The following is a 19,906-nucleotide window of genomic DNA, read 5'->3' as shown; positions in this document are numbered from 1 at the left end:
CTTCGTCGGTCGCATGAGTGGCCCACTGCTGCGTCTCATTGCTCGCTCGCTGCGCTCGCTCACGTGAACACCAGTCCCCTCATGCCATGGCCCCCTTCAGTCTGCGGATGACCGCTTCGCGGGCGTCCGGCGGCTCGACGACCTCGACGTCGGCGCCGAGGCTGGCCATCCACCCGGCCAGCCGCTCGGGGTCGGAGAAGGCCAGCTCGGCCTCGTCCCACCCGTCGATGCCCGGATGCACGGCCCTGGCCAGCTGCCGCAGCCCCTCGCACGTCCCCTGGCGCACGCGGACGACGGCGACCCGCTCGTCCATGGGCTCGTCGGGGAAGCCGACCATGGCCCGCAGGTCGACACCCTCGGGCACCTGCACGGCGCCCGCCTTGCCGAGCGCGGCGACCTGCCCGGTGATGCGGCTGAGCCGGAAGGCGCGCGGTGCCTGCCGGTCGCGGTCGAAGCCCGCCAGATACCACTTGCCGCGGCGGCTGACCACGCCCCACGGCTCCACGGTGCGGCTGCGCACGCTCTCGCTGCCGGCGCCGCGGTAGTCGAAGCGCACGACCCGCTGGTCGCGTACGGCGTCCCACAGCGCGGGAAAGGCCGGGTCGCGGGTGTCGACGCGCAACTCCAGGGCCCCGGTGCCGACAGGCTGGTCGGTGGCCACGCCGCCGGCGCGCAGCTTCAGCAGCGCCCCTGAGGCCGCCTCGGCCAGGCTGGCGCGCTGCCACACCTGCGCGGCCAGCCCCAGCACGGCGGCCTCGTCGGGCTCCAGGGTGATCTCGGGCAGCTCGTAGGACTGCCGCTCGATCCGGTAGCCCGGCTCGTCCTCCCACGGGTCGCGCACCACGTCGATGGGGATGCCGAGCTCGCGCAACTCGTTCTTGTCCCGCTCGAACATGCGCTGGAACGCCTCGTCGCCGTCCCGGTCGTAGCCGGGCACGGCCTGGCGGATCTGCTCGGCCGACAGCGGGCGCCGGGTGGCGAGCAGGCAGATCACCAGATTGAGCAACCGTTCCGTTTTCCGGCGCGACATCTGCCTCACTCCTCCTTCATGACGCTACCCTGCCCCCGTGATCAGATGGCGCAAGGGCGAGGTCGTACGGATCCGACGCGAGTGGCCGGGAGCGGTGGAGCTGGACGTCGCCGTCCCCGAGGGGGAGTGCCGGGCGCTCGCGTACCCGCCGTTGGTGGGCCGCCCGGAACCCGGCGACGAGGTGCTGCTCAACACGACCGCGCTCGCGATGGGTCTCGGTACGGGAGGTTACGCCATGGTGGTGGCCGTCCCGAACCGTTTGCCGCAAGATCCCGAGGGACCCGGGCACCTGGTGAAGGCCCGGTACACGCCGCTGCAGGCCACAGTGCTGGGCGCGGACGAGCAGGATTCTCCTCATCACGACAAGTTGCGCGAGGCGGACGCGCTGGATGAGATGCCGGTGGTGGTGGCCGACCTGCACTCGGCGCTCGCTCCGATCCTGTGCGGTCTGTACGAGTCCGCGCCCGGCACGCGGGTGGCGTACGTGATGCAGGACGGCGGCGCGCTGCCGGTGTGGTTCTCGATGGCCGCGGCGCGGCTGCGGGAAGCCGGCTGGCTGGCGGGCGTGGTGACGGTCGGGCAGGCGTTCGGCGGCGAGGTGGAGGCGGTCACCGTGCACACGGGCCTGCTGGCGGCCAGGCACGTGCTGGAGGCCGACGTCGCGATCGTCACCCAGGGCCCGGGCAACCTGGGCACGGGCACCAAGTGGGGCTTCTCAGGCGTGGCGGCGGGCGAGGCGGTCAACGCGGCCGGGGTGCTGCGGGGACGGCCGGTGGCGGCGCTGCGGGTCAGCGAGGGCGACCTGCGCGAGCGCCACTACGGCGTCTCGCACCACTCGCTGACCGCCTACGGCCGGGTGGCGCTGAGTCCGGCGGACGTGCCGGTGCCGGAGCTGCCCGGCGAGTTCGGCGAGCGGGTCAGGGACCAGGCCGAGCTACTGGCCGTCCGGCACCGTCTGGTGCCGGTGCCGGTGGACGGCCTGCACGAGGCGCTGCGCGGCTCGCCGGTCAAGCTGTCGACGATGGGCCGGGGGCTGGAGGAGGACCTGGCCTACTTCGTGGCCTCGGCGGCGGCCGGCAGGCTGGCGGCCTCGCTGCTGTCGTAGGCGTCCTTGAACGTGAACGCCTCAGGGCTGGGGCCCTCCGCCTTGAGGCGTTCCAGCCGCGCCATGCCCTCGGCCAGCGACGGGATGTGCCCCTCCGGGACCCACCACATCACCATGTACGGCTCCGCCATGCGCAGGAACCACTCCCTGCGGCGGCGCAGCACGCCCAGGTGGGCGCTGCGGTAGACGTAGTTCCACAGCGTGTCGAGCGACTCCCACACCGAGAAGTTGATCAGTAGGTAGTCGCCGTAGTCGTGCACGACGGTGGCGGTGGGGTCGCTCTCGCTCTCCTTCAGCCGCCAGACGAACCCGGGGGCCTCGTCGGCGATGGCGTTGATGGGTTCGAGCAGGGCGACGAACTCGGCGAGTTCGGCGGAGTCGACGGGCGCGCGCAAATGGGCGATGTTCAGCTCTGCGAGATGCATGGCGCTCAGCACACCATCCCTGCCCCTTCTATGTCAATCCATATTTGTTTTAGAAAGGGCGACGCAGCACTCCCCCGGCCGCGGATCCAGCCTCGCCCTGGCCGGGTCGTCGCCGAGCCCCTGGAGCAGCCCCTGGCACAGGGCCAGGTTCATGGAGCACACCAGCAGCGGCTGCTCCTCGGACAAGGCGTGGAACGGGCAGTTGCGCAGCCGCACCACCCCGGCCTCCTCGTACGGCTCGTAGCCGCGCTCCCCCAGCACCCGCTCGACCGGCTGCCCGGCGTGCCGACCGGCCAAGCGCTCGCCCGCGCGCCGCGCCGCCTCCTCGGCCTGCTCCTCTGCCCCGAGCAGGTCCACCACGCCGGCCAGCACCGAGGCGAGGGCGGCGTAGTCGCGCGGCGGCAGGCTCACCGACCGCTCACCCCTGGCCCTGCGGTAGACCTTGGCGGGACGGCCGCTGCCCGGGCCCTTCTTCTCCTGCTGCCGGAACCCGCTCTCCAGCAGGCCCGCCTCGACGAGCCTGTCCAGGTGGTGCCCGGCCAGGGTCCTGGACACGCCCGCCGCCTCGGCCGCCTCTCCCCTGCCCACGTCGCCGCCGCCGGCGGTGACGGCGTCGTAGAGGCTGCGGCGTACGGGGTCGTGCAGCAAGGCCAGCGCCTCGAGGTCGTCGGTACTCACACGCGGAGTCTATTTCTCCGCGTGTCTTGGTCCGCGTCTGTTTCGCCGTCAGTACGCGGCCAGGACGTCCACCACGAAGACGAGCGTGTCGGAGCCCTTGATCCCGTATGCGGGGTGACCCGGGGCGCCGTACCCGTACGCGGGCGGGACGATCATCAGGACGCGACTGCCGGCCGGGACGCCTGCCAGCGCCCGGTCCCAGGCCTTGATCACGGTGCCGTCGCCGATCCTGAACGCCTTCGGCTGCCCCGTCGTCCAGGTCGTGTCGAAGATCCGGCGGCCGGCCCAGACCGCGCCCGTGTACTGGACGACCACGAGCTGCCCGGCCTGCGTCCTGCGCCCGGCGCCGCGCTCGAGCACCTTGGCGGCGAACCGCGCAGGCGGCGCCGTCGCAGGCACCGTCAGCTTCGGGCGTGCGCCGCCGCTGACGCGCACGCCTGCCAGCGTGCCGCCGCGGCCGTCGATCGAGGCGCCCTTGGGGTGAGCGCCGAGGATGTCGACGACGTAGAACAACTCCTCGGCCGGCTGCACGCCGCTCGGCGGGTTGGGGCCGAAGCCCTGCTCGGGCGGGATCGCCGCGATCACCCGGCTGCCGACCGTGCGGCCCCGCAACGCCTGGTCCAGGCCCGGCAGCAGCCGCCCCACGGGGAACGCCGCCGGGGCTCCGCGGTTGAAGCTGGAGTCGACCAGGCGGTTCTGGCCGCCGTCCCACACGTGCGCGGTGTAGGCGACGATCGCCACGTCGTCCGGCTCGAGCCGCGCGCCCTTGCCGGTGGCCAGCTCGTCCACCTGCAGCCCGGCCGCCGGCCTGCCGTCGGGGAAGGCGATCGTGGGCCTGGCGCCGAACGCGCCGCCCACCTTCAGCTCCAGGCTCCCCGCCGGCGCGCCCGTGCAGCCGGCCGCCAGCAGGAGCGCCGGCAGGAGCGGGGCGACGGCACGGCGGAGCATCGATCCTCCCACGCGAAACGGCCCGCCGACGCTGCGCCGCCGGGCCTGGCGATGCTACCGCGACCCCAGATCACACGTCAGCAAGCCCGGAAATATCCCCATACCGGGGCGAGCCCCGATGTCCCCTCATGCCTCACAATGCCGCACAGCCCGCCGCAGTGCCCGATGAGCGCCCGCCGCGCAGGACGACCCTCGACGCGTGCCTCGCACCCTCGCCCGGACGCCGAGCCGCCGGCAGCTGCGGCGCCGACCTGAGGCCCGGCGATCCGGGCAGAGTGTGCAGGCAACGCACACCCTGCCGTGGCCGCCCATCGAAGCGGGTCAGTAGGCGGCGAGGATGTCCACGACGAACACCAGCGTGCTCTTCGCGGGAATGTTCTGCTGCGCCTGGTCGCCGTACCCCAGGTCCGGCGGGATGCTCAGCACGACCCGGCTGCCGACCGGCACCCCGGCCAGCCCCTGCTGCCACCCCTTGATCACTCCGTTGAGCGGGAACTCGGCCGGCGCCCCCCGCTCCCAGCTGGAGTCGAACTGCTTGTCGGTGCCCCAGATCTTGCCCGTGTAGTGCACGGTCAGCGTCTGAGTGGGCTGCACCTTCGCCCCGGTGCCCTCGATGATCGTCTTGACGACGAGCTTGTCCGACGGCTTCTCGGAGGTCTTCGTGGTCAGCGTGGGCGCCTTGTCGCCGCCCGGGTTCTCGACCTTGACGCCCGCGAGGTTCTGGCCGGTCTCCTTGCCGGTGGCGGCCTTCAGCGCCGCCGGCTGCGCGCCGACCACGTCGATCACGAACACCTTGGTCGGCTCGGCCGGCGCGGTCTGCTGCTGCTGTTGCGGGATCGAGTCGTTGGCCAGCACGGCCAGCAGCCGGCCGCCGTGCTTGACCTTGGTGAAGCCCTCCTGCAGCACCTGCGGCAGTTGCTCGTTGACCGGGATCGTCTCGGGCGCCTTCGTGTCGTACGAGGAGCCCTGGACGGCGTTGCCCTTGCCGTCCCAGTTGAAGACGGTGAGGTTGACGATCAGCTTGTCGCCGGCCTTGACCGCGGCGCCGTTGCCCGGCTGGATCACCTCATACGACGACTTGGTCGCGGGCGAGCCGGAGGGGAAGGTCACTGTGGGCTTGGCGCCCACATTCCCGGTGACCTTCACCCCGGCGTTCACCCCGGCGGAAGCGCCGGTCGCGGGACTCTCTTCAGAGCCGCACGCGGCGGCGAAAAAGATCAACGGCATGGCGGCCAGAACGGCCAGAACGCGGCGCATGCGCTTCCCTCGGAAAAGACGGCAGATTCGCGTCACCCTACCCGACTCCCAGGTAGGGCCGAGGTAAACCGATGGCTACATCCCGGCGATGAGCTTGTCCACCCGCTCGTCCACGCTGCGGAACGGATCCTTGCACAGCACCGTGCGCTGCGCCTGGTCGTTCAGCTTGAGATGCACCCAGTCGACGGTGAAGTCGCGGCGCTTCTCCTGCGCCTTGCGGATGAACTCGCCCCGCAGCCGCGCCCTGGTCGTCTGCGGCGGCACCGACTTGGCCTCGAAGATCTTCAGGTCGGAGGCCACCCGCTCCACCGAGCCGCGCTTCTGCAGCAGGTAGAACAGGCCACGCTTGCGGTGCACGTCGTGGTAGGCGAGGTCCAGCTGCGCCACCCGCGGCGACGACAGCGGCAGATCGTACTTCTTGCGGTAGCGCTCGATCAGCTGGTATTTCGTCACCCAGTCGATCTCCCGCGAGACCAGGTCGAGGTCGCCGGTGTCGACGGCGCGCAGCGTGCGCTCCCACAGCTCCAGCACCCGGTGCGCGATGGCGTCGCCGCCGCGCCGGTCGACGAAGTCCTTCGCCTTCGACAGGTATTCCTGCTGGATCTCCAGGCTCGACGCCTCCCGCCCGTTGGCCAGGCGCACCCGGCGCCGGCCGGTCATGTCATGGGAGACCTCGCGGATGGCCCTGATCGGGTTTTCCAGCGACAGGTCGCGCATCACCGTGCCCGCCTCGATCATGCGCAGCACCAGGTCGGTGGCGCCGACCTTGAGCAGCATGGTGGTCTCGCTCATGTTGGAGTCGCCCACGATGACGTGCAGGCGGCGGAACCGCTCGGCGTCGGAGTGCGGCTCGTCACGGGTGTTGATGATGGGCCGGGACCGGGTGGTGGCGCTGGAGACGCCCTCCCAGATGTGCTCGGCCCGTTGCGACACGCAGTAGACGGCGCCGCGGGGCGTCTGCAGCACCTTGCCGGCCCCGCACACGATCTGCCGCGTCACCAGGAACGGGATCAGCACGTCCGCCAGCCGCCCGAACTCCCCGTGCCTGCCGACCAGGTAGTTCTCGTGGCAGCCGTAGGAGTTGCCGGCCGAGTCCGTGTTGTTCTTGAACAGGTAGATATCACCCGCGATGCCCTCCTCGCGCAGCCGCTTCTCTGCGTCGACGAGGAGGCCTTCAAGGATGCGCTCGCCGGCCTTGTCGTGGGTGACGAGCTCGATGACGTTGTCACACTCGGGTGTTGCGTATTCAGGATGGCTGCCCACGTCCAGATACAGACGTGCGCCGTTGCGGAGGAAGACGTTGCTCGATCGGCCCCAGGACACGACCCGCCGGAACAAGTAGCGCGCGACCTCGTCGGGCGACAGCCTGCGCTGTCCCCTGAACGTGCAGGTCACGCCGTACTCGTTCTCCAGCCCGAAGATGCGACGATCCATTACCACACACTATGCCCGCGGGTCGGCCAGCGGGAGAGATCCTCCCAGGTGTTTTCCGCCGCGCGCGCACGGCCCGCCTCATCCCGCGCCCGCCCCCACGGGGCGCGGGTGCTCGCAGGCGTGCGCGTCAGGGCGTATAGATCTCCTGAACCTTGACGATCCTGCTCTTGTGCACGGTGATGAGCGCGGGCACCGGCGTGCGGCCGTGCCGCTTGATCAGCGTGGTCCTGGAGCACTTCTTGCTGCCCAGGCCGGTCTTGCTGCTCACGGTCAGATCCCCCATCGACACCTTGCAGCCGTACGCGGACAGGAACAGCACGTCCTTGGCGATGGGCGAGGCGTACGCCGTCGCGTCGCCCTCAGGCGGCCCCACGAAGTGCCCTTCGGTGTGGGTGCCCTTCTTCCACTTGATCGGCTCGTACTCGGCCACGCCGCCTCGCACGTGGGTGATCCAGCCGCGCAGGATGCCGTCGTGGCGGGAGTGGATGCCCTTGGTGAAGTCATGCTTCGGGTCGGGCTGGAACGAGGTGCCGAAGGTCTTGGGCGCCTTGTAGTCCGGGTACGCGGTGGCGGCGTGGGCGGCCACGCCCGACGTCAGCATCACCGCAGCGGCCGCGCCGCCGGCCACGAGGGCCCGCAGGGAAGTGTTCACGGATTCTGAGATCCTCGATCACGCCAGCCGGTTCGGGCACATCAGGGTGATACAGATCACATCGCCGGCCGGCGCGGCGTCCGGCACATGCCGCGCCCCCTGCGGCCCTCACCCGCTCAGCACACCGCTCCCACAGCTCCAGACCCGGGGCGCGTGGGCCGCGGACCGGAGAGCAGCCATAGGGGGACGTCAGGAGGACTACAAGGCGACGAGCCGTCGTCCACGAGCCGCCGTCCGATGAAGGCCGGAGGGCCGACCGCCCAGCACACATCCGCGCCGAGCCGCCGTCCAGCCCCCGCGCACCCCTGCCGGGGGATCGGCGGATGGCCGAGCACGGCCCTGCCATCCGCCCGGGAACCGCCGATCGAGCGACGGCCCCGGGGGAAGCCGGGAGAGAACCTACAGAGGCGAGGAGCCGTCGTCCACGGGCCCTTCGGGGCCGGTGGGAGGCGGGGTGTCGGAAGACGGGGCCGTGAGCGGCGGCTCGGACGGAGGCGGGGTGGCAGAGGTCTGAGCCAGGAGACGCTCCAGGCGCGCGCCCGTCAGCCGCAGGAACTTACGGTGCTCCCGGTTGCGGTCCAGCACCGCCACCTCCAGCTGCCCCACCGGCGGCCGCTCCCCACCGGGCTCCGTCAGCGCCTGCAGGGCCACCTCCAGCGCGTCGGCCAGCGACATCGACTCCCGGTAACGCTCCTTCAGCCGGCTGACCACCGCCTCCGCCTGGCCTCCCATGGCCGCGAAACCGTGCTCGTCGAACACCGACCCGTCGAACGTCAACCGGTAGATCGCATCGCTCTCCGGGGTCTCACCCACCTCGGCGATCACGACCTCCACCTCCAGCGACTTGATCGACTCGGTGAAGATGCGGCCCAGATTGGAGGCATAGAGGTTGGCCAGGCCGCGGCCGGTCACGTCGGTGCGGTCATAGGTGAAGCCGTTGATGTCGGCGTAGCGGATGCCGCCGCGCCGCAGCTCCTCGAACTCGTTGTAGCGGCCCACGGCCGCGAACCCGATGCGGTCGTAGATCTCGCTGATCTTGTGCAGCGCCCGCGACGGGTTGGGCGCCACGAACAACAACCCGTCGACATACTGCAGCACGACGACGGAACGGCCCCGCGCGATGCCCTTGCGCGCGTAGTCGGCCTTGTCCCGCATGATCTGCTCAGGGGACGCATATCCAAAAGGCATGGACACAGGCGGTGGTCCTTTCTAGCGCAGCGGGGCGATGGGGCCGTCGGGCGAGATCAGGCGGGCTTCCAGCATCTGGTCGACGTAGCCGGAGATCTGCTCCTCGCTCAGCCGGCGGAAACCATCGGCGTCGATCACCGCCACGATCGGCCAGATCTTCCTCGTCACGTCAGGACCGCCGGTCGCGGAGTCGTCGTCGGCCGCGTCATAAAGCGCCTGAATCAGCGTCATCGCCATGTCGTCCGCCGACGCGCCGTCGCGGTAGAGCTTCTTCAGCGACCCGCGGGCGAAGATCGAGCCCGAGCCGATCGCGTCGAACCTCTCACGCTCGTAAGGCCCGCCCGCCACGTCGTAGCTGAAGATGCGCCCCTCGTCCTTGTCCGGGTCGTAGGCGGCGAACAGCGGCACCACCACCAGCCCCTGCATGGCCATGGCCAGGTTGCCCCTGATCATGGTGGCCAGCCGGTTGGCCTTGCCCTTCACCGACATGCCCAGGCCCTCGAGCTTTTCGTAGTGCTCCAGCTCCACGCGGAACAACCGGGCGAACTCGATGCCCGTGCTGGCCGTGCCCGCGATGCCCATGCACGAGTATTCATCGGCGCGGAACACCTTCTCCACGTCACGCTGCGAGATGATGTTGCCCGACGTCGCCCGCCGGTCGCCCGCCATGACCACGCCACCGGCGAAGGTGGCGGCCACGATCGTGGTCGCGTGCGGAACCTGGTCGCCGATCGGAGTGGCCAGAACCTCATCCCGCAGCGGCAGCAACTCCGGCGCATACGAGCTCATGAACTCCGTGAACGAAGAGCTCCCGGTGTTACGGAAAAGATGGTCCACCAAGCCGGCGGGCAGATCCCTGTGCGATGCCACGCGACTCCCTCCCAAACGTCAGTGTTCCTAGGGCGACCCTACTCATGTTGTGCTGCTGTCTGCACTTCCCACGATCAGCTCACGGCGAACCCCTCCCCTGCGTGACCCCCGAAAACGCCGGGCCTCGTATCCAGATCGTTTCTTTACGCCGCCCACGGCCCATGCGATTGTCGGTATGTCTGCACGTCCTGCACAGGAGGCCGACATGCGATTCCCCAGCCGACCTGCGGTGATCGCCGCCACCGCCGTCCTCGTCCTCACCTCCTGCGGCACGGGCACCGAAACCAGCCCGGGGAGCATCACCCTCACCATCGCCGCCAACTCCATCCAGGGCGGTAAGAACTCCGAGTCGGCCACCTGGATCAAGAACTGGGTGATCCCCGAGTTCGAGAAGACCCACCAGAACGTCAAAGTGCTGTTCCAGCCCAGCGGCGTCGACGACGAGCAGTACAAGACGAAGATCGCCCTCGACCTCAAGTCGAAGGCCGGCGCCGACGTCATCGACGTCGACGGCATCTGGGTGGGCGAGTTCGCCCAGGCCGGCTACATCAAGCCGCTGACCGACGTCGGCGGGCCCGGCGTCGAGCAGTGGGAGGGCTGGTCGCAGATCCCGCAGGCCGTCCAAGGGCTGGGCATCTTCGACGGCAAGAAGTACGGTCTGCCGCAAGGCACCGACGGCCGCGTCCTGTTCTACAACAAGACCCTGTTCGCCAAGGCCGGGCTGCCCGAGACATGGGAGCCCAAGAGCTGGCAGGACATCATCGACGCCGGCAACAAGCTCAAGGCCGCCGGCGTGCCCGTCCCCATCCAGATCAACGCCGGCACCGCCATGGGCGAGGCCACCACCATGCAAGGCGTGCTCCCGCTGCTGGCCGGCGCCGGCTCCGAGATCTACGCCGCCGGCAAGTGGGCCGGCGACTCGCAGGCCGTCAAGGACGTGCTCGGCTTCTACCAGCAGATCTACGGAGGCAGCGGCCTCGGCGACCCCAAACTCCAGCAGGAGGCCAAGGGCCGCGACAAGTCCTTCGCCCAATTCGCGCAAGGCAAGATCGGCATCCTGGCCGAGAGCGACTACTTCTGGCGCTCCGTCGTCGAGCCCAACGCCGGCGTCGCGCCCATGAAGGACCGCGACCAGGTCGTCGGCTACACCAAGATCCCCGCCAAGCAGCCCGGCGGCGGCATCCGCAGCCAGGATCACGTCAGCATGTCAGGCGGCGCCGTACGCGTGCTCAACCCGTTCTCCAAGAACCCCAAGCTCGCCTGGGACCTGCTCGCCTTCATGCACTCCGCCGAGGCGACGAAGTCGCAGCTGGCCGGCCAGGTGCGCATCAGCTCCCGCACCGACGTCAACAGCGAGGTGCTCACCGCCGACCCGATGCTCAAGTACATCGCCGACGAGGTGCTGCCCCTCACCGCCTACCGGCCGGGACTGGCCGTCTACCCGCAGGTGTCGACCGCTCTGCAGGAGGCCACTGCCGCCGTCGTCAGCGGCAAGAGCGCCGGCGAGGCGGCCGCCGCCTACCAGACCAAACTGGAGGAAGTGGTCGGTGGCGCGGCCAACGTCGGCGGCTGACGCCGCCGGACTGGGCAAGGGCAGAGCCATCACGTTCGTCCTGCCCGCCGTCGTCCTCATCGCCGTCTTCCTCGTCTTCCCCGCGCTGTGGACCATCTACCTCGGGCTGACCGACTACCGGCTCACCGGCCTGGCCGCGGCCAACCCGCAGGTCGTCGGCCTGGACAACTACACCGGCGCGCTCGACGACCCCCGCTTCCTCACCTCGCTGTGGCTGACCGTCCTGTACGTCGGCGGCTCGGCCATCATCGGCCAGGCCGGGCTCGGCTTCACCCTGGCCTGGATCCTGCGCGCCCGCACCGGCCCCGTGCGCCGCCTCGTCGAAGGCGTCGTGCTGCTGTCGTGGATCCTGCCCAGCACCGTCGTCGGCTTCCTGTGGTTCGCGCTGCTCGACCGCGACGAAGGAACACTCAACGCGCTGCTGCACACCCCCGGATTCGCCTGGCTGCTCGACTACCCGCTGCTGTCGATCATCATCTTCAACGTGTGGCGCGGCACCGCGTTCTCCATGATGTTGTACGCGGCCGCACTCGAGAACGTGCCCCCCTCACACCTGGAGACCGCCCTCCTGGCCGGCGCCAGCGTGCCGCAGCAGCTGCGCGACGTCGTCTTCCCCCGCATCCGCCGGCACATCCTGACCAACCTGCTGCTCATCAGCCTGTGGACGTTCAACGACTTCACGCCGTTCGTCCTCACCGGCGGCGGCCCCGAAGGCCGCTCGGAGATCCTGCCCGTGTACGTCTACCGCGTCGCGCTCAGAGACGGCCAGCTCGGCGCCGGCGCCGCCATCTCCTTCCTCATCCTGCTCATCAACCTCCTCTTCGCCCTGGCCTACCTGCGGCTGCTGCGCGGCCAGCGCCGCCAGCAGGAGGTCGCCGCCGCCGGAGGACCACCCGCATGATCCGCCACGTCGTCGGCCGCCTCGCCGCCACCGTCTTCATCGCCGTCGTCCTGGCCTTCTTCGCCCTCCCCATGCTCTGGCTGGCCAGCGCCCCCTTCGACGACACCCCCACCATCACCACATCGATCCCCGAGTTCACACTGCGCAACTTCGCCGCCATCCTCGACAACCCCTACGCGCTCGGCTCCATCGGCAACTCCCTCATCCAAGGCGGCGGCGCCGCCGCGCTCGTCGTCGCCCTCGCCGCCCTCGCCGCCTACGCCCTGTCCCGAGTCCGCGTACCCGGCCGCGACGCGCTGCTCTACCTGCTCCTGCTGCTGTCGTCCGTCGTCACCGGCACCGCCGCCATGGTGCCCATCTTCGAACTCGCCACCCGGCTCGACCTCATCGACACCCACCTCGGCGTCATCCTCGTCGTCTCCGGCGGCCTCCTGCCCGCCGCGATCTTCATCCTGAAGGACTTCATGGACGAGACGCCCACCTCCTACGAGGAGTCCGCCCGCGTCTTCGGCGCCTCACCCCTGCAGATCCTGCGCCACATCGTCATCCCCCTGGTCCGGCCGGGCCTCGCCACCATCGCCGTCTGGGCCCTCGCCAGCGTCTGGGGCGGCTTCCTGTTCCAGTTCATCCTGCTGCGCGACCCGGAAAAAGCCCCCGGCTCCGTCATCCTCTACACCCTCTACACCGAAGGCGGCGCCCCCAGACTCGACCTCATCTCCACCTTCTCCCTGCTGTACTCGCTGCCCGTCGTCGTCATGTACCTGTTCGTCTCCCAGCGGTACGGCTTCCGCTTCCACGGAGGGATCAAACGGTGATCTCTCTTCACGGCCTCACCAAGATCTTCCCCGGCGGGGTGCGCGCCCTCGACGGCATCGAGCTCACCATCGCCGACGGCGAGTTCTTCGCCCTCCTCGGCCCCTCCGGCTGCGGCAAGACCACCCTCCTGCGCACCATCGCCGGCCTCGAAACCCCCACCGCCGGCAGCGTCCGCATCGACGGCAGAGACGTCACCGCCCACCCGCCCGGCGACCGCGACGTCGCCATGGTCTTCCAGGACTACGCGATCTTCCCCCACATGGACGTCACCGCCAACATCGCCTACCCCCTGCGCATCAAAAAGGTCCCCCGCGCCCAGCGCACCGCCAAAGCCGCCGAAGTCGCCGCCCGGCTCAGCCTCACCCAACTCCTCCACCGCCGCCCCGGCGAACTGTCCGGCGGCCAGCAACAACGCGTCGCCCTCGCCCGCGCCATCGCCTGCCACCCCGCCGCCTTCCTCTTCGACGAGCCCCTGTCCAACCTCGACGCCCGCCTCCGCCTCGAAGCCCGCACCTTCCTCAAACGGCTGCAACGCGAACTCGCCGTCACCACCGTCTTCGTCACCCACGACCAGGCCGAAGCACTCGCCCTCGCCGACCGCATCGCCGTCATGTCCCACGGCCGCATGATCCAGGTCGGCACCCCCGCCGACATCTTCCACCGCCCCGGCACCACCTTCGTCGCCTCCTTCATCGGCTCCACCCCCATGAACCTCCTCCCCGCCGACGTCACCCCCGCCGCCCTCCACGTCGCCGGCGCCACCTTCCCCGTCCCGCCCGGCCTCGCCCCCGGCGACCACATCACCTACGGCGTACGCCCCGAATACATACACCTGTCCCCCACCCCACGCCCCGACGCCTTCCCCGGCACGGTCTCCGTCCTGGAAAACCTCGGCACCCACACCCTCGTCACCCTCGAAACCCCGGAAACCCTCATCCAACTGGTCGTCCCCGAAGGCGACGAACCACCCACCGGCACCCCAGCCTGGGCCGTGCCGCGCCGCAGCCTCATCTACCGCGACGAGACACTCCACACCAGTTGAGAACCACCAGGCCGTCTGAAAGCGGCGCAACGGGGCCCTCCGCCCCGCACCCGGCCATACTGGACAACATGACCACCAGGCCATCCAGCCCCGCCAGGGACTGGATCCTGCACGTCGACCTGGACCAGTTCATCGCCGCCGTCGAAATCCTCCGCCACCCCGAACTCCGCGGCAAACCCGTCGTCGTCGGCGGCAGCGGCGACCCCACCCAACCCCGCACCGTCGCCGCCACCGCCACCTACGAAGCCCGCGAGCACGGCATCCACTCCGGCATGCCGCTGCGCACCGCCCTCAGACGCTGCCCCAACGCGATCTTCCTCCCCAGCGACCCACCCGCCTACGAAGCAGCCTCAGCACGCGTCATGGCCGTGCTCCGCGAATTCCCCGTCCGCGTCGAAGTCTGGGGCTGGGACGAAGCCTTCATCGGCGCCGCCACCGCCGACCCCGAAGCCCTCGCCGCCGACCTCCAGCACGCCGTGCGCGCCCGCACCGACCTGTCCTGCTCCGTCGGCATCGGCGACAACAAAAACCAGGCCAAACTCGCCTCCGGCTTCGCCAAACCCGCCGGGATCTACCGCCTCACCAGCGACAACTGGGCCGAGATCATGTACGCCCGCCCCACCGACGCCCTCTGGGGCATCGGCGCCAAAATCTCCAAGAAACTCGCCGCCCTCGGCCTGCACACCGTCGCCGACCTCGCCGCCGCCGACCCCGCCGCACTCGCCCGCGCCTTCGGCCCCACCAACGGCCCGTGGCTGCGCTACCTCGCCCTCGGCAAAGGCGAAGCCGAAGTCGTCACCACACCCTGGATCGCCCGCGGCCACAGCCGCGAAACCACCTTCCCCCACGACCTCACCGACCCGGCCGAGATCACCCGCCACGTCGCCGCCCTCGCCGAACACGTCGCCCACGACGCCGCCACCGCAGGCCGCGAAGTGATCCGCGTCTCCGTCAAGGTCCGCTTCACCCCGTTCCTCACCCGCACCCGCCAGTCGAAGCTCCCCACCCCCACCACCGACCCGGACACCCTGTCCCGCACGGCAGTCGCCATCCTCGGCCGCTTCGACCTCAACCGCCCCGTACGCCTCCTCGGCGTAGGAGTCGACTACACCATGCCGGAGACATAACCGGGCTCAACCCACCCGGGTCGCCCGCGAATAGAAATCAGCACGAGGCTCCTCCTCCGACCGGAACAACTCCGCCAACTCCTCCTCGGAGACCGCCACCTCCTCGAAATCATCCGGCGAGACCGCCTCGACATACGAAAGCGCCCGCCACACCACCGCCGGATCATCCCTGAACTGCCCGATCCCGGTATTGCACGGCAAACACAACGCATGCCGCACATCACCGGTCCGATGACAATGATCCACATGCTCCGGCGGCCGATCCCAGCACACCACACACAAGCCGTGCTGCGCCGCGACCATCTTCTCGACGTCCTCATGCCGCATCCGATAACGCTGCGACAGGTGATAAGTCCGCGTCCGCGCCACAGAACCGCCGTCACGCTGCTCCGGCAGAATGACGAAATCCGGCCAGAGAACCTCCCCGTCCAGATAGAGCGCGGCCAACTCCAGCAGCACCGTGTTGTCGCCGAAGTGGCCGAGCCCGTTGTTGCAGTTGAAACAGAGAACGCCCCGGACCTGCCCGGTCGCGTGACTGTGGTCGACGAACGTGCCCGGCACGGCCCGGCAGATGGCGCAGAGCCCGCCCTGCTGGGCGAGCATGCGCTCAAAGTCGTCCTCGGTGATGCCGTAACGGTATTGGAGCAGATAGTTCCGCTCACTGCCGTATTTCTTGACCTTGTTCTCGCGAGTCACGACAGCATGACACGGCTTGCAGTAGGTGGTCACCCCATCCTTGCTAGCCCTATTGCTGCCGAACTCGGCCTTGGGCTTTATCTCCGCGCATCGGGCGCAGTACTTATGCCCATCAGGAACCTGAACCCGATCGCGCACGGTTTTCCCTTGCTCACCCATGCGCTTGCGGTAACTCTGAGTGGAACGCCTCCTGAAGCAGCCCTTGCAATACCGCGCAAGCCCATCAGCCATACGCTTATTGCGCCCGAACTCAGAGACTGCCTTAGTCTCCCCACAGTCCGGGCACTGCTTTACTCCGTCCGGCGTTTCCACCCGATTTACCCCTTTCGCGTGTCCGTTTTGCCCTACTCTCCGCCCTTTTGGACGTAAGAGCGCACAAATTCCTCTGCGTTCTCTTCGAGAACTTCGTCTATTTCGTCCAGAATCGCGTCGACATCGTCAGTGAGCTTCTCCTGCCGCTCCTGAACGTCAGACGCCTCCGCAGCCTGGGTCTCCTCGACCTCGGCCTCACGCTTCCCGGTCTGCTTCTGACCGCCGGTGTCCTTGGTAGCCATGTCCTACCTCCACTTGGGGGACTGCCTCTAGGCATATCTTCCCCGAACCAGCCGACATTTCGCGCCGATCGCCCAGCGATCTTGCGAGCTTGACTAGATAGTCATCCTATCCAATACTGGGATGCCGTACCCACAAGGAGGTTGGGATGTCCCCTTCGTCCCTGAGCACCGCAGGTGTGCTCCTCATCACAGTCCCGGGCGTGGCCTTCGGCGGCATCACGTTGCTCAAGTTCCTCATGCGCAACGTCCCGGGCTACCTGGACAACCCGGTCCGCCGCGGCCTGTGGCGGGCCGGCCACGCGCATGCGGGCGTCCTGGTCCTGTTCAGCCTGGTGGCGATGCTGTACGTGGACCAGGCGAGCCTGCCTGAGGGCGTGAAGGCGCTGACGCGCACGCTGATCGTGGCAGCGCCCATCTTGATGCCGCTGGGTTTCTTCCTGTCGGTGGTGCGCCCGAGCGACACGAAGCCGAGCAGGCTGATCTGGCTGACGTTCGCCGGCGGCGCGTGCCTGGCGGCGGGCACGCTGACGCTGGGGATCGGCCTGCTGCTGTAAGGGGTCAGTCTCCGCCGGTGAGTGCCGCGACGAGGTCCGCAGCGGTCCTGCACCGGTCGAACAGCTCACCCACGTGGGCCTTGGTGCCCCGCAGGGGCTCCAAGGTGGGCACCCGCTGCAGCGATTCGCGGCCGGGGATGTCGAAGATGACGGAGTCCCAGGAGGCGGCGGCGACGGATTCGCTGTATTGGCTCAGGCACCGGCCGCGGAAGTAGGCGCGGGTGTCGTTCGGGGGGCTTTCCACGGCCCGCTGGACTTCGTCTTCGGTGACGAGGCGTTGCATGCGGCCGCGGGCGACGAGCCGGTTGTAGAGGCCGCGCTCGGGCCGGATGTCGGAGTATTGGAGGTCGACGAGCTGGAGCCTGGGGTGGGACCAGGCGAGGCCGTCGCGGCTGCGGTAGCCCTCGAGGAGTTCGAGTTTGGCGACCCAGTCGAGCTCGCGGGAGAGCTGCATGGGGTCTTCGGCGAGGCGGGTGAGGACGGATTCCCAGCGGTCGAGGATGTCCTTGTTCATCTCGTCCTGGGCGGTGCCGCGTTCTTCGACGTATTTGCGGGCCTGCTCGAGGTATTCCATCTGGAGCTGGATGGCGGTGAGCTTGCGTCCGTCGCGCATGGGGATCTCGTACTTGCAGCTGGGGTCGTGGGAGACGGCCCGGAGCGCCTGTACGGGGCTTTCAACAGCCAGGTCGCGGGTGAGGAAGCCTTCTTCGATCATTGCCAGCACGAGCGCGGTGGAGCCGAGCTTGAGGTAGGTGGAGATCTCCGACATGTTGGCGTCGCCGATGATCACGTGGAGGCGCCGGTATTTCTCGGGGTCGGCGTGGGGCTCGTCGCGGGTGTTGATGATGGGCCGCTTGAGCGTGGTCTCGAGGCCGACTTCGACTTCGAAGAAGTCGGCGCGCTGGCTGATCTGGAAGCCTTCGCCGCGGGAGTCCTGGCCGATGCCGACTTTGCCGGCGCCGACGACGACTTGGCGGGAGACGAAGAAGGGGGTGAGGTGGCGGACGATGTCGGCGAAAGGGGTGGCGCGCCGCATGAGGTAGTTCTCGTGGCAGCCGTAGGAGGCGCCTTTGGCGTCGGTGTTGTTCTTGTAGAGCTGGATGGGCGCGTTGGAGGGGATGGCGGAGGCGCGGGTGGCGGCGTCGTACATGACGCGTTCTCCGGCTTTGTCCCAGATGACGGCTGCCCGGGGGTTGGTGCATTCGGGCGAGGAGTATTCGGGGTGGGCGTGGTCGACGTAGAGCCGGGCGCCGTTGGTGAGGATGACGTTGGCCAGCCCGAGGTCTTCGTCGGTGAGCTGGGTGGGGTCGGCGACCTCTCTGGCGAGGTCGAAACCGCGCGCGTCGCGCAGCGGGTTTTCTTCTTCGAAGTCCCATCGTGCCCTGCGCGCGCGGGCCGCCGAGGCGGCCAGGTAGGCGTTCACGACCTGTGAGGAGGTCACCATCGCGTTGGCGCCTGGCTGGCCGGGTACGGAGATGCCGTACTCGGTCTCGATGCCCATCACCCGACGCACCGTCATGCAACACCCTCTGTTCGTCCGGATCTGTCTATCCGCCGTTTATATGCCCGAGCCTATGCCCTTCACAGTGCCCCAGGGTCACAGAGTTATGGCACCGACGCCTTTTCCACCTGTACGGCCGGAGCTGTTGGGGTTTGTGTGGTTCTGCGGGGCTTGAGTAGCCGCTGGATGGGGCGTTCGGCAAAGGAGTAGACCAGGTACGACAGCAGGATGGCCGTCAGCGTGGCGATGACGGCGACGGCCCAGGGGGGCAGGTCGCCGGTGAGCGCGGGAATGAGGACGGCGGCGACGACCCCATGGAACAGGTAAAGAGGGTATGTGGTGCCTCCGAGCGCGGTGAGCGTTTTGGAGGGTTTGAGGCGTAGAACGCCGAGCGCCGCGAGCGCCATCACCGCGAAGATCACGGTGATGGTGATGATGACGCTGGTGTCGGTGACGGGCATGTTCTTGAACCCGGCGGCGTCGATGCGCCGGTGGACGCGGGCGAGCGCGGAGTCGATCGACATGCCGTACGCGGCGGCGACGTAGAGCCAGGGCAGCCAGGAACTGCCGTGTTGGCGAACGAGGTACAGGCTCATGCCGGCGACGAAGTAGGGGGCGTAGTCGGGCATGACGATCTCATCGAGGACCGGATTGTCGAGAATCCCGGCGTACCCGAGCACTTTGACCGCCAGGGCGGCGGCCAGCCAGAGGCCGGCGAAGGCCAGGACGCGCCCGTACGTGACGCCGATGATCACGAGGATCGCCATCAGCAGGTAGAAGCGGAGTTCGGCCCACAGCGACCAGTAGACGCCGCTGGCATCGGTGATCTTGAACAACCGCTGGAACATGGTGGCGTTCACCAGGTATTCGCCTGGGGAAAGTTTTGGGTCGAGCACTTTGATGCCGGTGAGCCCGTAGAGGGCGGCGACGGCGCCGAGGCTGAGCCAGTACGCCGGGTAGAGGCGGACGAGCCGGGAGCGGGCGAACGCGCCCAGGCCGCGCCCCCAGACGGTCATGAGGATGACGAACCCGCTGATGATGAAGAACAGTTCGACGCCGAGGATGCCGAGCCCGGCGAACGGCGCGAGCGCGGGGAACAGCTCGGCGGGCCGGTCGCCCCAGACGGAGGCGAAGGCGACCAGGTAGTGGAAGGCGACGACGGCCAGAGCGGCGACGAAGCGCAGGAGGTCGAGTTCGGCCAACCGGCCGTTCTCCCGAGCGTGTTTGGGCCGGTTGGGGGAATGCACGCCATCTTTGACGGAAATAAGGTCACTTTGGTTCCATTCGCCCCTCTGTTCCCACGAGCAACACGCGCGAGGCGGCGCCGAGGCCGAGAGCGGTGCGACCTGAAGGACCGAGGGAGAGCAGGCCTGCGGCTCCGCCGGCGCCGTGGCCGACAGAGCGGCTGGCCGACAGAGCGGCGCCGCAGTCGACAGAGCGGCGCCGTGGCCGGCGGGCCGCCGGGCGGTCGCCTCGGCCTGGCCGTCAGTGATGGTGAGGTCGGCGAGGCGCGTCAGGAGGCGGTGCCTGGCTCGCCAGGGTCCTGCCGGTCCAC

At 69.0% G+C, this 19,906-nt stretch carries 20 protein-coding genes; 7 read left to right on the top strand and 13 right to left on the bottom strand.

All coding sequences use genetic code 11. From position 1 onward, the window contains the following. Positions 1-79 precede the first annotated feature (79 nt). A complete protein-coding gene (locus OHA25_RS34000) occupies positions 80-1,030 on the bottom strand; it encodes a helix-turn-helix transcriptional regulator (RefSeq protein ID WP_327581000.1) in 951 nt (316 codons plus the stop codon). Between the two features lie 37 nt (positions 1,031-1,067). Here OHA25_RS34000 and OHA25_RS33995 point away from each other — a divergent pair, with 37 nt between their 5' ends. Continuing rightward, positions 1,068-2,135 (top strand): DUF3866 family protein, encoded by a 1,068-nt coding sequence (locus tag OHA25_RS33995; RefSeq protein WP_327580999.1) that lies wholly within the window; start codon positions 1,068-1,070, stop codon positions 2,133-2,135. Here OHA25_RS33995 and OHA25_RS33990 read toward each other — a convergent pair. The 8 genes from OHA25_RS33990 to prcB all read right to left on the bottom strand — a co-directional run bounded on the left by OHA25_RS33990 (position 2,081) and on the right by prcB (position 9,506). After that, positions 2,081-2,560, bottom strand: coding sequence for a DUF3291 domain-containing protein (locus OHA25_RS33990; RefSeq protein WP_327580998.1), 480 nt, complete (start codon positions 2,558-2,560; stop codon positions 2,081-2,083). The genes OHA25_RS33995 and OHA25_RS33990 overlap by 55 nt on opposite strands. Before the next feature lie 33 nt (positions 2,561-2,593). Further along, the gene (locus tag OHA25_RS33985) at positions 2,594-3,238 is read right to left on the bottom strand and encodes a helix-turn-helix transcriptional regulator (protein WP_327580997.1); all 645 of its coding nucleotides are present in this window, start codon (positions 3,236-3,238) and stop codon (positions 2,594-2,596) included. A gap of 48 nt (positions 3,239-3,286) precedes the next feature. After that, positions 3,287-4,186 (bottom strand): FKBP-type peptidyl-prolyl cis-trans isomerase, encoded by a 900-nt coding sequence (locus tag OHA25_RS33980; RefSeq protein WP_327580996.1) that lies wholly within the window; start codon positions 4,184-4,186, stop codon positions 3,287-3,289. A gap of 321 nt (positions 4,187-4,507) precedes the next feature. Further along, positions 4,508-5,443 carry an FKBP-type peptidyl-prolyl cis-trans isomerase gene (locus OHA25_RS33975; protein ID WP_327580995.1) on the bottom strand — a complete coding sequence of 312 codons (936 nt, stop codon included), beginning with the start codon at positions 5,441-5,443 and terminating at the stop codon, positions 4,508-4,510. A gap of 75 nt (positions 5,444-5,518) precedes the next feature. Continuing rightward, on the bottom strand, positions 5,519-6,877 hold the full coding sequence (pafA, locus tag OHA25_RS33970) for a Pup--protein ligase (RefSeq protein ID WP_305921461.1): 1,359 nt from the start codon (positions 6,875-6,877) through the stop codon (positions 5,519-5,521). A 127-nt stretch (positions 6,878-7,004) separates the two neighbouring features. Continuing rightward, complete coding sequence (locus OHA25_RS33965; protein WP_327580994.1) at positions 7,005-7,529, bottom strand: hypothetical protein; 525 nt, start codon at positions 7,527-7,529, stop codon at positions 7,005-7,007. 399 nt (positions 7,530-7,928) lie between these two features. Beyond that, positions 7,929-8,717, bottom strand: a complete 789-nt coding sequence (gene prcA / locus OHA25_RS33960) for a proteasome subunit alpha (protein WP_327591079.1) — start codon at positions 8,715-8,717, stop codon at positions 7,929-7,931. A gap of 21 nt (positions 8,718-8,738) precedes the next feature. Then, on the bottom strand, positions 8,739-9,506 hold the full coding sequence (gene prcB / locus OHA25_RS33955) for a proteasome subunit beta (RefSeq protein ID WP_327580993.1): 768 nt from the start codon (positions 9,504-9,506) through the stop codon (positions 8,739-8,741). Positions 9,507-9,792: 286 nt separating this feature from the next. On the opposite strand from prcB, the gene OHA25_RS33950 reads away from it, so the two are divergent. The 5 genes from OHA25_RS33950 to OHA25_RS33930 all read left to right on the top strand — a co-directional run bounded on the left by OHA25_RS33950 (position 9,793) and on the right by OHA25_RS33930 (position 15,046). Then, positions 9,793-11,160: an extracellular solute-binding protein gene (locus OHA25_RS33950; RefSeq protein ID WP_327580992.1), complete on the top strand. Its 1,368-nt coding sequence runs from the start codon at positions 9,793-9,795 to the stop codon at positions 11,158-11,160. Beyond that, positions 11,135-12,061, top strand: coding sequence for a carbohydrate ABC transporter permease (locus tag OHA25_RS33945; protein ID WP_327580991.1), 927 nt, complete (start codon positions 11,135-11,137; stop codon positions 12,059-12,061). The genes OHA25_RS33950 and OHA25_RS33945 overlap by 26 nt, the downstream gene beginning before the upstream one ends. Then, positions 12,058-12,876, top strand: a complete 819-nt coding sequence (locus OHA25_RS33940) for a carbohydrate ABC transporter permease (RefSeq protein WP_327580990.1) — start codon at positions 12,058-12,060, stop codon at positions 12,874-12,876. Before OHA25_RS33945 ends, OHA25_RS33940 begins: the two co-directional genes overlap by 4 nt. Beyond that, positions 12,873-13,919 (top strand): ABC transporter ATP-binding protein, encoded by a 1,047-nt coding sequence (locus tag OHA25_RS33935; RefSeq protein WP_327580989.1) that lies wholly within the window; start codon positions 12,873-12,875, stop codon positions 13,917-13,919. Before OHA25_RS33940 ends, OHA25_RS33935 begins: the two co-directional genes overlap by 4 nt. A 68-nt stretch (positions 13,920-13,987) precedes the next feature. Beyond that, positions 13,988-15,046, top strand: a complete 1,059-nt coding sequence (locus OHA25_RS33930) for a DNA polymerase IV (RefSeq protein WP_327580988.1) — start codon at positions 13,988-13,990, stop codon at positions 15,044-15,046. 6 nt (positions 15,047-15,052) lie between these two features. Here OHA25_RS33930 and OHA25_RS33925 read toward each other — a convergent pair whose 3' ends face one another. Continuing rightward, a complete protein-coding gene (locus OHA25_RS33925; protein ID WP_327580987.1) occupies positions 15,053-15,901 on the bottom strand; it encodes an endonuclease VII domain-containing protein in 849 nt (282 codons plus the stop codon). A 185-nt stretch (positions 15,902-16,086) separates the two neighbouring features. Further along, positions 16,087-16,296 (bottom strand): ubiquitin-like protein Pup, encoded by a 210-nt coding sequence (locus tag OHA25_RS33920; RefSeq protein ID WP_305921452.1) that lies wholly within the window; start codon positions 16,294-16,296, stop codon positions 16,087-16,089. Positions 16,297-16,442: 146 nt separating this feature from the next. Between OHA25_RS33920 and OHA25_RS33915 the strand changes: the two genes are divergently transcribed. Continuing rightward, positions 16,443-16,850 carry a hypothetical protein gene (locus OHA25_RS33915; RefSeq protein WP_327580986.1) on the top strand — a complete coding sequence of 136 codons (408 nt, stop codon included), beginning with the start codon at positions 16,443-16,445 and terminating at the stop codon, positions 16,848-16,850. Between the two features lie 4 nt (positions 16,851-16,854). Here OHA25_RS33915 and dop read toward each other — a convergent pair whose 3' ends face one another. After that, positions 16,855-18,369, bottom strand: a complete 1,515-nt coding sequence (dop, locus tag OHA25_RS33910) for a depupylase/deamidase Dop (RefSeq protein ID WP_327580985.1) — start codon at positions 18,367-18,369, stop codon at positions 16,855-16,857. A gap of 86 nt (positions 18,370-18,455) precedes the next feature. After that, complete coding sequence (locus tag OHA25_RS33905; protein ID WP_327580984.1) at positions 18,456-19,598, bottom strand: acyltransferase family protein; 1,143 nt, start codon at positions 19,596-19,598, stop codon at positions 18,456-18,458. Positions 19,599-19,906 lie beyond the last annotated feature (308 nt).

Origin of the sequence: Nonomuraea sp. NBC_00507 (assembly GCF_036013525.1) — a bacterium.
Classification (GTDB): Bacteria; Actinomycetota; Actinomycetes; order Streptosporangiales; family Streptosporangiaceae; genus Nonomuraea.
Note: the sequence above shows the minus strand (reverse complement) of the source record. Positions and strands in the feature narration are given on the sequence as shown.

Excerpts from the sequence above, each read along its gene's own strand:
- OHA25_RS34000 (WP_327581000.1), bottom strand. The coding sequence starts at position 1,030 with ATGTCGCGCCGGAAAACGGAACGGTTGCTCAATCTGGTGATCTGCCTG.
- OHA25_RS33990 (WP_327580998.1), bottom strand. The coding sequence starts at position 2,560 with ATGCATCTCGCAGAGCTGAACATCGCCCATTTGCGCGCGCCCGTCGAC.
- OHA25_RS33980 (WP_327580996.1), bottom strand. The coding sequence starts at position 4,186 with ATGCTCCGCCGTGCCGTCGCCCCGCTCCTGCCGGCGCTCCTGCTGGCG.
- OHA25_RS33975 (WP_327580995.1), bottom strand. The coding sequence starts at position 5,443 with ATGCGCCGCGTTCTGGCCGTTCTGGCCGCCATGCCGTTGATCTTTTTC.
- pafA (WP_305921461.1), bottom strand. The coding sequence starts at position 6,877 with ATGGATCGTCGCATCTTCGGGCTGGAGAACGAGTACGGCGTGACCTGC.
- prcA (WP_327591079.1), bottom strand. The coding sequence starts at position 8,717 with ATGCCTTTTGGATATGCGTCCCCTGAGCAGATCATGCGGGACAAGGCC.
- prcB (WP_327580993.1), bottom strand. The coding sequence starts at position 9,506 with ATGAGCTCGTATGCGCCGGAGTTGCTGCCGCTGCGGGATGAGGTTCTG.
- OHA25_RS33950 (WP_327580992.1), top strand. The coding sequence starts at position 9,793 with ATGCGATTCCCCAGCCGACCTGCGGTGATCGCCGCCACCGCCGTCCTC.
- OHA25_RS33940 (WP_327580990.1), top strand. The coding sequence starts at position 12,058 with ATGATCCGCCACGTCGTCGGCCGCCTCGCCGCCACCGTCTTCATCGCC.
- OHA25_RS33930 (WP_327580988.1), top strand. The coding sequence starts at position 13,988 with ATGACCACCAGGCCATCCAGCCCCGCCAGGGACTGGATCCTGCACGTC.
- OHA25_RS33925 (WP_327580987.1), bottom strand. The coding sequence starts at position 15,901 with ATGGGTGAGCAAGGGAAAACCGTGCGCGATCGGGTTCAGGTTCCTGAT.
- OHA25_RS33920 (WP_305921452.1), bottom strand. The coding sequence starts at position 16,296 with ATGGCTACCAAGGACACCGGCGGTCAGAAGCAGACCGGGAAGCGTGAG.
- OHA25_RS33915 (WP_327580986.1), top strand. The coding sequence starts at position 16,443 with ATGTCCCCTTCGTCCCTGAGCACCGCAGGTGTGCTCCTCATCACAGTC.
- dop (WP_327580985.1), bottom strand. The coding sequence starts at position 18,369 with ATGACGGTGCGTCGGGTGATGGGCATCGAGACCGAGTACGGCATCTCC.